A 16,097-nucleotide genomic window follows, 5' to 3' on the forward strand; every position below is an offset into this window, starting at 1 on the left:
CTCGCTTGCAAAATCACGCGCCGTACGCACCGCACCCGGCGGCACAGCCATCCCCGGCTCATCCAACAAAGACGAGTGATACGAATTACCCGACTCCACCACCGACTCGACCGAAACCCGCCCATCAACCCGACCGGCCCCAGCGAGCCCGTGCACACCACTGTCACCGAACACACCTTGCGCGACAGGGGCCTGGAAAGGCTGCGGGAAAGTCGTCTCGACGGTGTGGTCGGTCCGCATCGGGATGCGTGGCCCCTCGACCTCGGTCCGCGGCCGTGAATCCGGTTCTTTCCCCACGTTCTCGGCCGGTCGATCGGACTTGCCCCGCGTAAGAGCCTCATTCGCATTGTTCAGCGACGCGCCAGGGGCAGGCCGGATCTTGGTTTCCGCTTGCGTTCCGGTGGAAGCCGGTGTCGTGTTCGGGGTTCCCGACGGCTGGGTCGTGCTCTGTCCCGGCACCCGGATCGGTTGCCCGGCCTGGCTCGAATCCTGGCTCCCCTCGGACCGATCGACTTCCTGATAATCGTGGGCACCGTGCTGACTGGTCGACGAGTCGGCGATCGGGGTATTGACGGTCGGTGACGGGGTCGCTGCGGACTCGGTGGACGGCGCTTCGACCGAGACCGGCTGCCCGGAAGGCAGCTGCTGGGTTCGGGTGTGCTGCTGGTCGGCGACCGAAAGGTCTTTCTCCAGCGTCGTGTTTCCGGTCTGCGGGGTGTAAGTCGTTTCGAATCCCGGCAGATCCCTGCCCGTGCCGGTGTTCTGGTGTGGGACACCATCGGCTTTCGGTGTCTGCACCGAGTCGGTACCCGGCTGCGTTCCTGCCGCCGTCGGCTGCGCTGTCGGGCTGGTGCCCACATGGGGATCGGCTGGTTGTGGAGTGGTGGCGCCGACGGCGTGCGGTTGGGAACCGGCCTGCGGAGCGTTCTCGGTCACCGCGGTCGGGGGCGACGTCTGCTTCCCGTCGTGGTCGATGCCTGCGACGGGACCTGGCCCGGCCTCGTTCATCACCCGGGTGTCCGGTGCGGTCGGGTCCACGGGCGTGTCGGATGCGTGCGTGCGCGTCGCCGCGGGCACCGAAGACTGCGTCGTTGGGTCCTGGCTCGCCGGAGCCTGCGTCGTGGTCGGCGGGGCTGCCTGTTGGTTGCCTGCCGGAGGCTGCGCTTGTGGGTCGGTGCCGGGCTGCTCATACGACGGAGGCGACGCGACCGCCTCCTCATACGACGGAGGCGACGCGACCGCCTCCTCATACGACGGAGGCGACGCGACCGCCTCCTGATACGACGGAAGCGCCTGATCCGGCGGCACGGTGGTGTTCTCGCCGGAGGGAGGAACACTGCCTGAAAGCGTCTTGCCGGTCTCGCTGCTTGACGCCTTCGAATCGGGTGCCCCGCCTCGCGTTTTCGCGTCCGGGGCATTTCCGGTGACCTTCGTGTCTGGGGCGCCGACGGGTGTGGTGAACTCCGACCCACTGCCCGGTACTTTCGCATCCGACGAGCCATCGGGCACCGTGTGGTCCCCACCACCGGTCAACCCGGTGTCCGTCGGCAGATCCGGGGACTCGATGTGCTGACTGTTGCCGCCGCCGTGGGCACCGTTACCACCGTCGTGGGCATCAGCCTCCATCTTCTGGTGCTGCTTACGAGCCCAGTCCGACGCTGCTTTCTCGGACGTGCCCGTGAGCACGCCGGAGAGAAAGGACCCCAGCAAGTCGCCGCCGCCCAAGGTCAAGGCAGCGATCGCTTCGACCGGCAGTTCCGAAAGACCGTCCACGACCCCGGAGCCGGCCGGTGTGTGCACGAACTCTTTGGTGTGCTTGTTCTTTCCCGCCGCCCAGTGCAGGGCACCAGCCGTCGCCCCGGCTCCGGCACCGAACCCCACCGCGGTACCGACCTGCTCCCAGTCGAATCCGCCGTGCCGGTGACCTTTAATCGTGGTGATCAACTGCGCGAGGAAAGTCTCGGAGCCCTCCTCGAGACCTTCCTGGATGACCTCCCTCACGATCCACCACTTGTTGCTGTTGAGGACGCCCCAACCGGCCCGTACCGCGTTGCTGAGCACGTTCGCCCGGCTCGTGGCCTGCGCCACGATCCTGCCGATCACCTGTCGGCCCTGCATGATGAGGTTCGGTACCGTAGCGGCACCGAACCCCGAGGCCAGGGCAGCAAAGATCGCCGTCATAATTGTCACCAGGGCGATCATGATCTCGTACTCGGCCTCTTCGCCGTTCAGGCCGAACTGGCGGGTGAGTTCCGCCTGGTACTTCGCCATGGCCGTATGCAGGGCGACCGGATCGGTGATGCCCTTAACGTGCTCCCGGAAGGCGTCCGCGGTCTTGCCCTCGATGTTTTTCAGGGCGTGGGAGGCCAGATCATCGACCCCGGCCACCGCCTGCTGGTATGCGTGCGTGGACTCGTCAATGCTGTCCGCCAGGGCGTACATGTCGTTGTACTTGACCTTCGGCGGCTTCTCGCCGATCACCCCGTACAGCATGGCTTCGCAGATCGGACCCCAGAAAGGATCGTCGGGGACCATGATCTCACCCACGACTCACCCTCCTGTCCGTACGAGAACCACGCAACGTCACCAAGAATCAATCGGCGGGGGCGGATGGACCCTGCTCGACCCCTTGTGCCATTCGGCGTTGGACGCTGGGCAGACCCTGCTGCTCGGCGAACGTCCAGTTTTTCTCAGGAGATTCCGGCCCATTCCCCCGGACCCGGCTCGCAAAACCCGTGTCGCCCTGCGGGTCGACGCGCTCGCTCCGACCCGACATGTCGGAAGAACCGGGCCCCTGCCACTGCTGGCCGAAACCGGCCTCCTGTCCCGCCGCCTTGAACTGGTACGCCACCTCGCCGGAACTGTCCCGGGCGTTCGCGTAGTCCCTGCCGTTCTGACCCAGCCCGCCGCTGACCCTCCCGAGCGCATTGCTCGTGGACTCCATGCCCTTGAGGTAATTGTCGATGCCAGCGTTGAAGTTCCCCCTGAACTTCTCGCCCGCATCGTCGTCACCAAAACTATCCGCGTACTGGTCGACGAGCGCCGCGAAACGCATCCGGAGGTTCTCCACGTGGGCCTGCATATCCGCGTAGCCGCTGCCGCTCCTGCTCAGCCCCTCGGGATCGACCCAGAACTGGTTCATTGACCGCTCCTTGCCACAACGGACTCATTCTGCGTCGGTTCTCCTGGCCGACCGCGACCGCTGTCCAGCCCGGGGGAAAACCCCCAGCAAGTGATCACGGCTGCCGACAGGTGGTCAGGGCTGCCGATCGAGCCGGTCCCGAAGCAGCGACGGCAGCATGGACTCGCCGGGAACGCTGACATCGGCGGCTCCGGACATCAGGGCCTTCGCGTCCAGCCCCGGCGGCAGGAAGGGCCCCATGAGCTCCGCGGCCTGCTCAGCCATCTTCTCCCGAGCCTCGGTGATGGTACGCAGCACCAGCTCCGACAGATCCTTCTTCGTCATCTGCCGGTACGCACTGGTCAGGAACTTGACCTCGGTGATCACGCCCTGCTGCCCCACGGTGACCGACAACTCACGTCGCGGGGAAACCGCCGTCGCAGACAGCCGGCTCATGCGCTCCTGCATCTCCCCGAGACGAGCCATCTGTTTCTCGAACTCCTCACGCAACATCTCCACGTTGCGTCGGTCCACCCCGGACATCACAACCTCCAACCGCTCAGGCTCCAGCCCATGATTAGAAAACCCGAATTCCCACACCAGTCAGGCCGACAGGAGCCATTTGGGCACGGGTTCTGCCCGGAGGACCGCAGCCCCCATGACGCCAGGCCGCAGGCGCGGAGCGGGGCGAGGCCGCGCGCCGTCGACCGCTTCGCCGCACCGAGCCCGGGTTGCCGCGCCGTGTCCGCGGCCGTGCGTAGCGGGTCTCGTTCCCACCCCATGGTTTCTTCCGGCATCGAGGGCCGCGCGACGAGTCGGGATCGACCGGCGGCCGGGCAACAGATCCTTAAGAATCTTCTTATGGAACGCATACGGATCTGGCGGGCGCCGCTGGCAATACTGAATTCGTGCTGATTTCCCGATCCACGACCCAATCGCATCGCACAACCGTCCCGACAGTGCCCGAGACCGCGCCTCGGCGCACCCCCCAGGGCGCCGACATTGCCCGAGGGGACGGGACAGGTGCCCCTTCGTCCGACCGCGAGGAGCTCATCACCCGCGTGCTCGACGTCTGCGCGGGGCGCTCGGCTGCTCCGCTCGTGCTCATCACCGGCCCGGCCGGTATCGGCCGCAGCCGGGTCCTGGCACAGATCCGCGCACGGCTGACCGACCCCCGGGTCTCCGCAGTGGACATCCGGCTTTCCCGTGGCGAGCGCGACTTCCCGGGCCTCGTGGCGAGGCTCGCCGCCGAGCTGGGCGAGCCGCCGGCCCGCGGCGAGCCCACCGCGGCCGTGCTGCGTCGACTGCTGGCGCCGCTGACCGGGCATCGCCGGCTCGTGGTCTTCGTGGACGACGCGCAGCGCCTCGCCCCGGATTGCCTGCCCGCCGTGACGTCCGCGCTCGGTGCGCTGGCCGGCTCCCGGGTCACGGTCGTCTGCGCTGTCCGCACTCCCACCGCCGTGGCCGGCCTGGAGCAGTTGCGCGCCCGCGGCCTGGTGCACGAGGAACGGCTGCGGCCGCTGCCGGTGTCCGCGGTGGAACACCTCCTCACCGCGCTCCTCGGGGCCAGGCCGGCGCCGGGGCTGGCCGCCGAACTCCGCGACGCGTGCCGGGGCGTGCCCGCCTTGGTGCACGCCGCCGTCGAGGGCTACCTGGTGACCGGTCAACTGCGGGTCGTCGACCGCTGGGCCCACCTGGTCGACACCGGCGGGCCCCGGCTGCCGGTCACGCACCCGGTGTTCGCGGACCTGCGCGAACCGGTTACCTGGCCCGTGGTCAAGGCCCTGTCGGTGCTGCATCCGCTTGGTGAGGCAGCACCGGCGTTGATCGCCGCGACGACCGGTCTGCGCGAGGACGAGGTCTTCGACGCCCTGCACACGCTGCGCGCGTCGGGAGTGATCACGCACCGCAACGGCTGGCGGTTCCGGGCGCCGATGCTCGCCACCCTGCTCAGCGGCTGCCTCGGCCCCTACGAACGGCGCCGGAGCGCGCAGCTCGCCGCGACCGCGATCTGGGCGGGCACGGCGGTCTGCCCCGACGGTGACTACCTCGCGGAGCGAATCGCGGACGCGGGCCGGCTGGTCGATCCCGAGCGGGCGGCGGCGGAGCTGCTGGCTCGCGGCGCGGCGGCACCGGAGGACGTTCGCGCCGTCCGGTGGCGGTGGGTGGCGTGCGGGCTGCTTGACACCGCCCAGCGCCCCGCGGCGCTGCACCGGCACGCGGTGCTGTGCGCCCGTCACCAGCAGTGGGCCCCCGCAGCGGAGGCGGCTGACGTGGCGCTGCGGGACCACCACGACTCGTTGGACGCCGATTCCCTGCAGGAACTGCAGATCATCGCTGTCGGTGGACTGGCCGCCAGCGCGAACGTGGCAGCACTGCGCGGCTTCGCCTCGTCCGGCTGGCGCTCCGTGCCAGGTGGCGCGGCGAACCGGATCGTGACCCGCGCCGCCGCGCTGTGCCTGCTCAACCGCTGGTCGGACGCGCGCGACGAACTCCTCGCCGGACACGGTTCGTGGCACGGCGACGGCACCGCATCGGCCGCCTTCGGGCAGGCCATCGCCGAGGCCGCGGTCGCGGTCGCCGGCGGGACGGCCCCGGTGGCTGCCCGGTCGGCACGATCGGAGTCAGCTCGTGCGCTGCTTCGAGCGCTCGGCCTGGACCATTCCGCGGACGACCAATCCCTGACCGGCCGGGCCGTCCGCGCCGCGCTGTCCGGGCAGTGGGACCGGTCCCTGGAGCTCGCCCGGTCGGCGATCGCCGGCGCCTCCGTGCACGGGGATCCGCCCGGCCAGACGGCGATGTTGCGGGAGATGGCGACGATCCTGGCCGCACGCGGCCAGCTGAACCGCGCCCGGGCCGTGCTCGCCGACGCCCGCTCGCGACACCTCCTGCTGCCGCACCGGTTGGCCGTACCGGAGGCCGAGCTGGCGCGGACGACCGGTGCGCACCAGCAGTCGCGGACGATTCTGGAACAGGCGCTGACCGCGGCCGCCGAGAACGGGATCCTCGCCGGTACCGACGAGTTGTTGCTGCGCCTGGCCGAGGCGGAGTCGCGGTGCGGCAACCACGCGGCCGCGAGGCGGTGCGCGGACCGGATCGAGCGGATCGCGGACCGGCTGGGCACCGCCGAGGCCCACCGCAGCCGGCTGCTCGCGCGGGTGCTCGTCGAACGCTCGGCCGAGGCCGCGGCGGAGGTCGTGGAGCTCGCGGCGGAACGGGACCGGCCGTTCGAGTTCGCGGCCACGGTCACCGCGGTGGCGGAATGCGGGTTCGCTGATCAGCGCCTGCTGCGGGCGGCGTACGAGGCGTTCGGCGACCTCGGTGCCCTGATTCCTCGCGCGCGGCTGCGGTTGCTGATGCGGGCGCGCAACGTGCCCGTGCCCGGCCGCAACGCGACCGTCGCAGAGAACGAACGGCTGCTGGCCACCCTCATCGCCGAAGGGTTGACCAACGCGCAGGTCGCCACCGTGCTGGGCACCAGCGAGAAGAGCGTGGAGGGGCGGCTGACGAGGTTCTTCCAGCGCACCGGTTACCGGTCGCGCGCGGAGATCGCGATCGCGACGCTGCGCAGCTGCGCATGATCTGCGGCGACGTGGCTTGGAGGTGTCCTGAGCCCCCGGCCGGCTCCCCGCTCGCTCAGCGCGACGCCTGAGGCAGCGCGGGTGAGTCCGCGCGCGGCGCGGGGATGGGTTGATCGCTCCGGTGCATGTGGGGGCAGTACTCGGGGTTTCCGGCAGCACCCTGCCACCACGGCAACGAGCGCCAGAACGCCTCGGCCTGCGCCGCCGTCGCGCGCGACGTGGTCCACCTGTGGTTGGGCAGGCGGCCCACGAGCAGCCGCAGGGCGTGGTCGGCAAGATCTGGCTGGTCGTCCATCCGAATGCCCTCGACGACAGCCACCTCGCACTGGTCGCACACGCGTACCGTGATGGTTCCCACGTGCTTGCCGTCGACGTGGCATTCGACGGTTTCCGGACCGGCCGGTCGCAACGCCGGCACTCGCACGAGTCCCAGGTGTCCCATTGCTCCCCCTCGCAACAGCTGTGCACCGCCAACCGGGGACCGCCTGTCACCACCACGTGGCGGCCTCCCGCGTCCGGAACCAGATTCGCGGATGCGGCGCCGGCCAACCCGGGCCGAAAGGCCCCTCCCGCCCGTGGTCTCCGCCACGGCGATACGACAGCGGCGCAGGAGTGCGTCTGACAGAACTTCTGGTGTGTTGGGTCGTGTGGTTGCTGGCGCCTACCGGGCGGCGCAACCGTAGTGGGATGGCAGGTCAGCTCACCGGTCGTTCGTCGTGGGGGTGGCGCTGGGTACCGGTCGTCCTGATGGCCAGTTGGGGGTTTCGCGGCGCGGTGTTCTCTGGAACGCGCGCGCGATCGGCGCCCGCTGCGTCGGTAGGGCCCGCTGCGTCGGGGCCATGTTTTTGATGATCGTGGCGACCATGACGAGGAAGGCGAGAACGCTCGCCTCCTGGTAGCCCGGCTTTCCGGGCGCGGGCGGGTTGAACCGGACGCTCAACACGTCCTGCGCGGTGAGGGAGTCCGCGCCGCGCAGCGTGGCCTCGACGCGGTCCATGAACGCGTCGACCTCGGCCTTGTCCAGGGCAGCCTGCTGCGTTGCGGGGTTCCCGGCGACATCGACGGGCTCGGGCGCCACGAACCGGCCGACCGGTTCCGGCGGCTCGGGCCTCGGCGGTGGAACCGCTCCGTGCGGTCGGGACACCGCCTTCTCGGTTCGCGCCACCTCGCGCTGCCGCCGATCGCTGCGTTCGGACTGCCGCACCTCCCGCTTCATCAGGGTCAACGCGACCTGGTCGAGGAACTCGGCGACCTGCGTCTTGTTGTAGGCGCGCCCGGGTTTGCCCGGGCTGAACCGGGCCGTCAGCACATCCCGCGCGGTCAACAGCGGTTTTCCGCGCAGCGTCGCCTCCACGCGCCCGAGGAACTCGTCGACCTCGGTCTGGTCGAAGCCGCGGTGGCGCCGCCACGTCCTGGAGAAAGCAACGTTGTGCACGTCATCGGGGGTGAGCATTCCTCGGGCCTCCAGGGCATGCGCGGCTTACCTGCGGACGCATGCCCGGCGTTCGTCGCCGAGCCCCCGACCCGCCCGCCTGCGCGGAACAGCTTGCCCAAGGCGGCGCGCCAGATCAAGGTTTCCGGCGGACCTCTGGATCCGGTGAAGCTGAGTCCGCCCGCGCTCACCCGGATGCCGAACGCGGCACGATGCCCGGCTCCCGCACCGGGATCGACCGGCCTGGGCAAGCCGCTTTCGGGGAGACGGGCGCAGCACCACGCGTGCGCAAACAACGCGTCGACAAGCGACTTTCTTCAGTAGAACTGCGGATATTTCGGTGACCGGTTCTCGATACGCTCCGGCGTCGTTCCAGCACCGAACGGAGGTTGCCCGTGGTGAGATCTGTGAGCCGAATGGGCGCTGTAGCACTAGCCGTGATCGCGTTCGCGGTCGGGAGTTCGACCGCTTCCGCGACCGCCGAACCGGCCAGGGTGAAGGTGGGCAGCGGCACCGGGATCGTTGTCGCGCACAACACCGTGTACCGGGGTGCCTGCACGTTGACGGCCGTCGGCCGTGACGTGGCCGGCGACCTGGTCGGTCTGACCAACGCGCACTGCTTCTACAACAGCGCGGGCGAGGTGTTCCACGGCGCCCAGATCTACTTCGACTCCGCACCGCAGGGCGCCTGGGCGGAAGCCGTCCCCGACGAGACCACCGGGCCCATCGGCACCGTCGAGTACATCAGCGGTGGCAACCCGGCGACGTTCGTCTCGCCCGAAGCGGGACTGGACTACGCCGTGATCCGGTTCGACGAGTCCAAGGTCATACCGACCGCGACCGTCGGTCAGCTGACAGTCACCGAGATCGGCGCTCCGCCCGCTGGCGGCACGGTCGTGTGCAAGCAGGGCCGCTTCTCCGGTCTGACCTGCGGCGCCATGATCGCCTTCCCGCAGACGCCCAACGAGCGGGTCTGCGAAGCCACGCTTCCCCCGCTGCTGCTCGTCATCGGCATGCGCCTGAAGGCCCCGGTTCCGGCCGGCTACTTCTGCCACACCGTCTTCACCGGGCCGAGCGACTCCGGGTCGCCGGTGGCCGTCGGAACGACGCTGCTCGGCCACACGTGGGTCACCGGCAGCAGCGTCTCCATTCTGGCGATCATCGACGACATGAACGCACGCGGCGGCGTCGGTGCCGGCTTCACCCTCGCCGCAGCCTGACCAGAATCCCGATTCCGCCCTTGGCCGCACCGGCCCGCCCGGTGCGGCCGGGAGTGTCCCGCCCCTCCCCGTCAGTCACCGGGACGCAGGACCGTGACGTCCAGCTCGGGTGCGAACCGGTACGGGCGGTGGTCGAGCAGGTCGCCGAACTTCCTGCGCAGCCGCGACATCTCTGCGCGCACCGTGACCGTGCGGCCGCGGTCGCCGAAGAGCTGCTCGGCGAGCTCGGCCGCGGTGCGCCCGGCCGGGTTGTCGGCGAGCGCGAGCAGGATGTCGGTGTGCCGGCGGCTGAGGTGGTTGGTCCAGCTCGCCGACGCCCGGTGCACGGTCAGTGACGAACGACCGGCCCGGCGGACGTCGAGCACCACGCGGGTCGTCGTGGCCGGAGCGTCGCCACGCAGGCGCAGCAGCAACCCGCCCGGCAGGGGCTCGACCGAGCAGGATCCGAACGCGGGTAACCAGATGCGGGGCGTGTCGTGCCGGGTGGGCAGGGCGACGCGGTCGACCGGGGGTAGTCCGGTGGACGCGGCGACCCAGCCGGACCGGTCGGTCACCAGCGCCTGCCCTCCCAGCTTCGCGAGCATCGGCGTGCCGACCGCGCGGAGCCGGTCCAGGCTGGCGCGGTGCTCCTCGCGCAGCCGCGCCTCCGCGAGTCCCGCGACCGCGCGCACGAGCGCGAGGGTGGTCGGGTGGACCGCCTCTGCCGGGCCGCTGACGTCGACCGCGCCGAGCAACCGCCCGTCACGCGGGTCGTGCACGGGAGCGGCTGCGCACGTCCAGGTGTGGTGCGAGCGGACGTAGTGCTCGCAGGAGTGGACCTGCACCGGGACACCCTCAACGAGCGCGGTGCCGATCGCGTTGGTGCCGACCTCGGTCTCGCGCCACGACGCGCCCTCGACGAACCCGAGCCGGTCGGCCCGCCGGAACAGCTCGGGGCTGCCTTCGCGCCACAGGACACGCCCGTCCGCGTCGACGATGACGACGATGTGCCCGGCGCTCTCGGCGGCGGGCACGAGCCCCGCGCGGAGCTCTCGCAACGCCCGGCCGGTGATCCCGCACCGCACACGACGGTGCTCGACCTCACCGGGCGGCGCCGGACGGCAGTCGGCGCCGCGGTCGGGGTCCACGCCCTGCCGGCGGACGCGTTCCCAGGACTCCACGATCAGGCGCCGGGCCACGGCGGGGGGCCGCTGACCGGCCAGCACCGCCTCGCGGGCGCGGGCGAGCTGCCGCGGATGCGCGTGCGAGGCGACCGCGGTCGCGAGGTCCTCAGGCCGCATGCCGTCTCCTCCCCGGCCGCCCTGGAGGCGCTGCCGTTTTCCGGATCGTCACCACGACGTGTCGTCCAGGTCACGTCGCCACAGGAAAAACCGGTCCCGCCCGGAACGCAAGGGTTGCAGAGGGTTGCACGCCTCGCGGGCGCGGCGGGCGCCACCCCGCCGTCGCGACCGAGCCACCCCAGGCAGGTCCTGGCGGTTGCAACGCACTGCAACGGTTGTTCCACATCGGACAGCTCCCTACGTTCGTCCGCCAAGGGTCGAAAGCTCCCGGGCGCCCCGCGTCCGGACAGGAGCCCGAGAACCGCTGTGCGGACGAGGAGAGAAATGACGCTGAACAAACACGCACTGCTCGGTGCGTACCGGAAGATGTCCCGGATCCGGGCGTTTGAGGACCGGCTGCACGAGGAGAACGCCACCGGCGACATCCCGGGCTTCATCCACCTGTACTCGGGTCAGGAGGCGATCGCCGTTGGCGTCTGCGAGAACCTCCGCGACACCGACCACATCGGGTCCACGCACCGCGGGCACGGCCACTGTATCGCCAAGGGCTGCGACATCCACGGCATGATGGCCGAGATCTTCGGCAAGGAAGACGGGCTCTGCCACGGCAAGGGCGGCTCGATGCACATCGCCGACCTCTCGGTGGGCATGCTCGGCGCCAACGCCATCGTCGGCGGCGCTCCCTCGTTGGCGATCGGCGCCGCGTTGAGTTCCAAGACCCTCGGCACCCACGGGGTCGCGGTGTCGTTCACCGGGGACGGCGGGTCGAACCAGGGCACCACGTTCGAGGCGATGAACATGGCCGTGGTGCTGAAGCTGCCGATCGTGTTCGTCATCGAGAACAACGGCTACGGCGAGGCCACCGGCACCGACTACGCGGTGGGCGCACCGGACATCGCCGCCCGGGCCGCGGCGTTCGGGATGCCCGCCGCGAAGGTCGACGGCACCGACTTCTTCGCGGTGTACGAGACCGCCCGCGAGGCCGTGGAACGCGCCCGCGCCGGCGGTGGTCCGACCACGATCGAGGCCCGGGCCAACCGCTTCTACGGGCACTTCGAGGGTGACGCCCAGCTCTACCGCACGCCCGAGCAGGTCGCCGAGCTGCGCCGGACCCAGGACCCGCTGGTGATCTTCCGCGACAAGGTCGACCGCCGCAAGGTCTCGGCGAAGGAGCTGGACGAGATCGACGAGGAGTCGCGGGCGCTCGTCGACGACGCCGTCACCCGGGCGCGCGCCGCCGCGTACCCGCCGATCGACCACCTGCTGACCGACGTCTACGTCTCGTACTGAGGGAGAACGACCCGATGACCACGTCGAAGAAGACGTACCGCGAGGCCGTGAAGGAGGCTCTCGCCCAAGAGATGCGCCGGGATGCCACGGTCGTGCAGATCGGTGAGGACCTGCGCGGTGGCCACGCCGGGACCAACCCGGAGCTGGAGAGCAAGAAGATCGAGGCGTTCGGCGGTGTTCTCGGCGTCACCAAGGGCCTGTGGGGCGAGTTCGGGTCCGACCGCGTGATCGACACGCCCATCACCGAGTCCGCGATCGTCGGCATGGCCGCCGGTGCCGCGCTGACCGGTCTGCGCCCGGTGGCCGAGCTGATGTTCATGGACTTCTTCGGGGTCTGCTACGACGCGCTGTACAACCAGGCGGCGAAGTTCCGCTACATGTTCGGCGGCAAGGCCCGCACGCCGATGGTGCTGCGCGGCATGATCGGCGCGGGCTTCTCCGCCGCCGCCCAGCACTCGCAGTCCCCGTACCACGTGTTCGCGTCCGTGCCGGGGCTCAAGGTCGTCGCGCCGTCCAACGCCTACGATGCCAAGGGACTGCTCATCCAGGCCGTCCGGGATGACGACCCGGTCGTGTTCTGCGAGCACAAGACCCTCTACGACACCGCGGCCGAGGTTCCCGACGAGCCGTACACGATTCCGTTCGGCGTCGCCAACTACACACGCCAGGGCACCGACGTGACCGTCGTGGCCCTGTCCGCGATGGTCAACGCCGCCAACGACGCGGCCGACAAGCTCGCCGCGGAGGGGATCTCCGTGGAGGTCGTGGACCCGCGGACGGTCTCCCCGCTGGACGAGGAGGGCATCCTCGAATCCGTGGCGGCCACCGGCCGGGTCGTCATCGTCGACGAGTCGGCCGCGCGCTGCGGGTTCGGGCACGACGTGGCCGCCCTCATCGCCACGAAGGCCCTCGATTCCCTGCGGGCGCCGATCGAGTTGGTGACTCCCCCGCACACCCCGGTCCCGTTCTCCCCCGTGCTCGAGAAGGCGTGGCTGCCCGACGCCGCCCGCATCGAGACGGCTGTCCGCAAGTTGGTGACCGCCTGATCATGAGCAAGATCAACCTCATCGAAGTTCCCAAATGGGGCCTTTCCATGGAGGAGGGCACCATCACCCGGTGGCTGGTCGCGGAAGGCACCCGGTTCCGCAAGGGCGACCCGATCTGCGAGGTCGAGACCAGCAAGATCACCAACGAGATGGAGGCCCCCTTCGACGGCGTGCTGCGGCGCGTCGTCGCGCGGGAAGGTGAGACCCTGCCGGTCGGAGCCCCGATGGCGGTGTCGGCCGAGGAGGACGTTGCGGACTCCGAGATCGACGCGTTCCTGTCGCAACGCGTGCCGACGGCGGACCGCGCAGCGGAGGCGCCGGCGCAGCACGTCCCGGCGCCGGAGCCTGGTCCGGCGCACCCTCCCGCCAGCCCCGCTTCGGCCCCGGCGCCTGCCGGCACCACCGTCATCCCGGAAGTCCTGCAAGGGACGGTGAACGGCGACGTCCTCGCCACCCCCCGCGCGGTCCGCTTCGCCACCGAACAGGGCATCGACCTGGCGAAGATCCCGGGAAGCGGCCGCCTTGGCCGGGTTTCGCTGGAGGACGTCCACAACGCCATCCACGATGCCGGTGGGTCCGTGGCCGCACCACCCGCACCGCGGCGCACGGCACCACGGTCCACACAGGACGACAGCTGCGTCGACGCGACACCGGTGGCCCGGCGGCTCGCCGCCAACCTCGGGATCAACCTGCACGACTGCCGCGCGACGGGATCGCGGGGACGGGTGTGCGTGGCCGACGTCCGGGAGGCCCAACGGAAGTTCAACCCAGACGTCAGCACCGCGGCGCCCGACGGCAGCTCCACCGCAACCCCGGGGGCCGGCTCCCCCGCGTTCGAGTCGGTGCCGCTGAGCTCGATGCGCAGGGCCATCGGCCAGCGGTTGCAGGCATCGAAGCAAAATTCTCCGCACTTCCGGTTGTCCGTGGACCTGGAGATCGACGATCTGCTCGCGCTGCGCAAGCAGATCAACGCCACCGTTGCCGCGGTGAAGCTGTCGGTGAACGACTTCGTGGTCAAGGCGTGTGCCTCCGCGCTGCGAGCGGTGCCGGAGGTCAACGTTCAGTTCGACGAGGAATCCCAGTCGGTGCTGCAGCATTCGGCCGCGGACATCTCGGTGGCGGTGGCGCTGCCATCGGGCCTGATCACCCCGATCGTCCGCGGCGCCGACACGAAAAGCCTCGCCGAGATCTCCGAGTCGGTGCGGTCGCTGGTGACCAAGGCGAAAGCGGGCACGCTCAAGCCCGATGAGTTCCAGGGCGGCACGTTCACCGTCTCCAACCTCGGCATGTACGGCGTGCGCGAGTTCGACGCGATCATCAACCCGCCGCAGGCGGCGATCCTCGCCGTCGGCGCCGGGGAGCAGCGCGCCGTGGTCCGGGACGGCCAGCTCGTGGCGCGGACGCTGGTCACCGCAACGCTTTCCTGTGATCACCGCGTCATCGACGGGGCACTGGGCGCGAGGTTCCTGCAGGAGCTCAAGCGGTTCGTCGAGTCGCCCGCCCTGATGCTGGTCTAGGAGGCAGTGATGACCGACAAGTACGACGTGCTCGTCGTGGGCAGCGGTCCCGGCGGCTACGTCGCCGCCATCCGGGCCGCGCAGCTGGGACTGCGCACCGCCGTCGTGGAACGCGATCAGCTCGGCGGCATCTGCCTGAACTGGGGCTGCATCCCGACGAAGGCGTTGCTGCACGGAGCCGACGTGGCGCACGTGCTGGCCAACCTCGATCCGCTGGGCTTTTCCGCAACCGGCGTGGAGTTCGACATGGCGCGGCTGGTCGAGTTCAGCCGCTCGGTGTCGAAGCGGCTCTCCGACGGAATCGCCTACCTGATGCGCAAGAACGGCATCGACGTCCTCCACGGCTCCGCGCGACTGGTGGACAAGGGCGTGGTCTCGGTCGTCTCCGACAACACGGACGGGACACCGAGCGAGACCGAACACCGTGCCGACCACATCGTGTTGGCCACCGGTGCCCGACCGCGGCCGGTGCCGGGCCTGGTGCCCGACGGCGACCGGATCTGGACCCACTTCGACGCCCTGGTCGCACCGGAGCTGCCGAAGTCGCTGCTGGTCGTGGGGTCCGGCGCGATCGGTGTGGAGTTCGCCAGCCTGTACCGCGACCTGGGCAGCGAGGTCACGCTCGTCGAGGTGGCCCCGCGCATCATGCCCGCCGAGGACGCGGCGATCTCCGAGCACGTCCGCAAGGCGTTCAGCAAGCGCGGAATCCGTGTCCACACGGGTGCTTCGGTCTCCGATGTCGTGGTGCACGGGGACGCCGTGACGGCGCGGGTGGGTCCGCCCGGCGGGTCGCCGGAGCAGGTCACGGCCGAACGCGTGCTCGTCGCGGCGGGCATCCAGGGCAACATCGAGGACCTGGGGCTGGAGGCCGTCGGGATCGAGACCGAGGGCGGATTCATCCGGACTGACCAGTGGTGCCGGACGACCGCGTTCGGCGTCTACGCGATCGGCGACGTGGCGGGCGGCCCGTGCCTGGCCCACAAGGCCAGCCACGAGGCCGTGGTGTGCGTGGAGAAGCTCGCCGGGCTCGACCACGTCTCCCCGCTGGACCGCGACCACGTGCCGGGCTGCGTCTATGCCCGACCGCAGGTCGCGCGGCTCGGTCTGACCGAGGAGCAGGCCCGCGCCACCGGGCGACCGCTGCGGATCGGCACGTTTGACCTGCGGGCGTCCGGCAAGGCCCTCGCTCTCGGTGAGGCCGAGGGTTTCGTGAAGACCATCTTCGACGAGTCCACCGGGGAACTGCTCGGCGCCCACATGGTCGGCCCGGAGGTCACCGAGCAGATCCAGGGCTTCGGCATCGCCCACGCCCTGGAGGCCACCGAGGAGGACCTCGCGCAGGTCGTGTTCCCGCACCCGACGCTGTCCGAGGCCATGCACGAGTCGGTACTCGCGGCGCTGGGCCGACCCCTCAACGCCTGACCACGTGTGCGGCCTGCAGCCCCTCTGCAGGCCGCACACGCCACACCGCCGAGGAGGCGAACGTGACTGTGGCGCCGGAGGGTCGCAAGCTGTTGCGGTTGGAGGCCCGTAACAGCCAGACCCCGATCGAGAAGAAACCGTCCTGGATCAAGACCCGCGCGCGGATGGGACCGGAATACCAGCACCTG

The 16,097-nt window shown here is 70.2% G+C and carries 11 protein-coding genes and 2 pseudogenes; 7 read left to right on the forward strand and 6 right to left on the reverse strand.

The features are described 5' to 3' along the window. From IEY17_RS24705 to IEY17_RS24715, 3 genes and pseudogenes are all read right to left on the reverse strand, one after another. A pseudogene (locus IEY17_RS24705) lies at nucleotides 1–2,547 on the reverse strand (hypothetical protein); the annotation flags it as partial. Nucleotides 2,548–2,593: 46 nt separating this feature from the next. Then, entirely contained in the window at nucleotides 2,594–3,142 is a 549-nt protein-coding gene (locus IEY17_RS24710) for a hypothetical protein (protein ID WP_188991843.1), read from the reverse strand. A gap of 114 nt (nucleotides 3,143–3,256) precedes the next feature. After that, on the reverse strand, nucleotides 3,257–3,664 hold the full coding sequence (locus tag IEY17_RS24715; protein WP_188991845.1) for a YbaB/EbfC family nucleoid-associated protein: 408 nt from the start codon (nucleotides 3,662–3,664) through the stop codon (nucleotides 3,257–3,259). 416 nt (nucleotides 3,665–4,080) lie between these two features. Here IEY17_RS24715 and IEY17_RS24720 point away from each other — a divergent pair, with 416 nt between their 5' ends. Beyond that, nucleotides 4,081–6,702: an AAA family ATPase gene (locus IEY17_RS24720; protein ID WP_268240394.1), complete on the forward strand. Its 2,622-nt coding sequence runs from the start codon at nucleotides 4,081–4,083 to the stop codon at nucleotides 6,700–6,702. Nucleotides 6,703–6,757: 55 nt separating this feature from the next. Here the strand turns inward: IEY17_RS24720 and IEY17_RS24725 are convergent, their stop codons facing one another. Together IEY17_RS24725 and IEY17_RS24730 are read right to left on the reverse strand one after the other, a co-directional pair. Next, complete coding sequence (locus IEY17_RS24725; protein WP_188991849.1) at nucleotides 6,758–7,144, reverse strand: hypothetical protein; 387 nt, start codon at nucleotides 7,142–7,144, stop codon at nucleotides 6,758–6,760. 258 nt (nucleotides 7,145–7,402) lie between these two features. Then, nucleotides 7,403–8,155 carry a DivIVA domain-containing protein gene (locus IEY17_RS24730; RefSeq protein ID WP_188991851.1) on the reverse strand — a complete coding sequence of 251 codons (753 nt, stop codon included), beginning with the start codon at nucleotides 8,153–8,155 and terminating at the stop codon, nucleotides 7,403–7,405. Between the two features lie 416 nt (nucleotides 8,156–8,571). On the opposite strand from IEY17_RS24730, the gene IEY17_RS24735 reads away from it, so the two are divergent. After that, a complete protein-coding gene (locus IEY17_RS24735) occupies nucleotides 8,572–9,354 on the forward strand; it encodes a chymotrypsin family serine protease (RefSeq protein ID WP_188991853.1) in 783 nt (260 codons plus the stop codon). Between the two features lie 71 nt (nucleotides 9,355–9,425). Here the strand turns inward: IEY17_RS24735 and IEY17_RS24740 are convergent, their stop codons facing one another. Then, nucleotides 9,426–10,634: a helix-turn-helix domain-containing protein gene (locus tag IEY17_RS24740; protein WP_188991855.1), complete on the reverse strand. Its 1,209-nt coding sequence runs from the start codon at nucleotides 10,632–10,634 to the stop codon at nucleotides 9,426–9,428. 324 nt (nucleotides 10,635–10,958) lie between these two features. Between IEY17_RS24740 and IEY17_RS24745 the strand changes: the two genes are divergently transcribed. The 5 genes and pseudogenes from IEY17_RS24745 to IEY17_RS24765 form a co-directional block, all read left to right on the forward strand. Continuing rightward, nucleotides 10,959–11,924 (forward strand): thiamine pyrophosphate-dependent dehydrogenase E1 component subunit alpha, encoded by a 966-nt coding sequence (locus tag IEY17_RS24745; RefSeq protein WP_188991857.1) that lies wholly within the window; start codon nucleotides 10,959–10,961, stop codon nucleotides 11,922–11,924. Between the two features lie 14 nt (nucleotides 11,925–11,938). Continuing rightward, complete coding sequence (locus IEY17_RS24750) at nucleotides 11,939–12,970, forward strand: alpha-ketoacid dehydrogenase subunit beta (protein WP_188991859.1); 1,032 nt, start codon at nucleotides 11,939–11,941, stop codon at nucleotides 12,968–12,970. A gap of 2 nt (nucleotides 12,971–12,972) precedes the next feature. Continuing rightward, nucleotides 12,973–14,487 carry a 2-oxo acid dehydrogenase subunit E2 gene (locus IEY17_RS24755; protein WP_188991861.1) on the forward strand — a complete coding sequence of 505 codons (1,515 nt, stop codon included), beginning with the start codon at nucleotides 12,973–12,975 and terminating at the stop codon, nucleotides 14,485–14,487. A 9-nt stretch (nucleotides 14,488–14,496) separates the two neighbouring features. Further along, nucleotides 14,497–15,909 (forward strand): dihydrolipoyl dehydrogenase, encoded by a 1,413-nt coding sequence (lpdA, locus tag IEY17_RS24760; RefSeq protein ID WP_188991863.1) that lies wholly within the window; start codon nucleotides 14,497–14,499, stop codon nucleotides 15,907–15,909. A gap of 62 nt (nucleotides 15,910–15,971) precedes the next feature. After that, nucleotides 15,972–16,097, forward strand: a pseudogene (locus tag IEY17_RS24765) (lipoyl synthase); the annotation flags it as partial.

The sequence above is a fragment of the Saccharopolyspora thermophila genome (assembly GCF_014646075.1).
Lineage (GTDB): Bacteria > Actinomycetota > Actinomycetes > Mycobacteriales > Pseudonocardiaceae > Saccharopolyspora > Saccharopolyspora thermophila.

Bases quoted from the DNA above. Each gene is read 5' to 3' on its own strand.
- IEY17_RS24755 (WP_188991861.1), top strand. From the start codon at position 12,973: ATGAGCAAGATCAACCTCATCGAAGTTCCCAAATGGGGCCTTTCCATG.
- IEY17_RS24740 (WP_188991855.1), bottom strand. From the start codon at position 10,634: ATGCGGCCTGAGGACCTCGCGACCGCGGTCGCCTCGCACGCGCATCCG.
- IEY17_RS24745 (WP_188991857.1), top strand. From the start codon at position 10,959: ATGACGCTGAACAAACACGCACTGCTCGGTGCGTACCGGAAGATGTCC.
- IEY17_RS24750 (WP_188991859.1), top strand. From the start codon at position 11,939: ATGACCACGTCGAAGAAGACGTACCGCGAGGCCGTGAAGGAGGCTCTC.
- IEY17_RS24725 (WP_188991849.1), bottom strand. From the start codon at position 7,144: ATGGGACACCTGGGACTCGTGCGAGTGCCGGCGTTGCGACCGGCCGGT.
- IEY17_RS24715 (WP_188991845.1), bottom strand. From the start codon at position 3,664: ATGTCCGGGGTGGACCGACGCAACGTGGAGATGTTGCGTGAGGAGTTC.
- IEY17_RS24730 (WP_188991851.1), bottom strand. From the start codon at position 8,155: ATGCTCACCCCCGATGACGTGCACAACGTTGCTTTCTCCAGGACGTGG.
- IEY17_RS24710 (WP_188991843.1), bottom strand. From the start codon at position 3,142: ATGAACCAGTTCTGGGTCGATCCCGAGGGGCTGAGCAGGAGCGGCAGC.
- lpdA (WP_188991863.1), top strand. From the start codon at position 14,497: ATGACCGACAAGTACGACGTGCTCGTCGTGGGCAGCGGTCCCGGCGGC.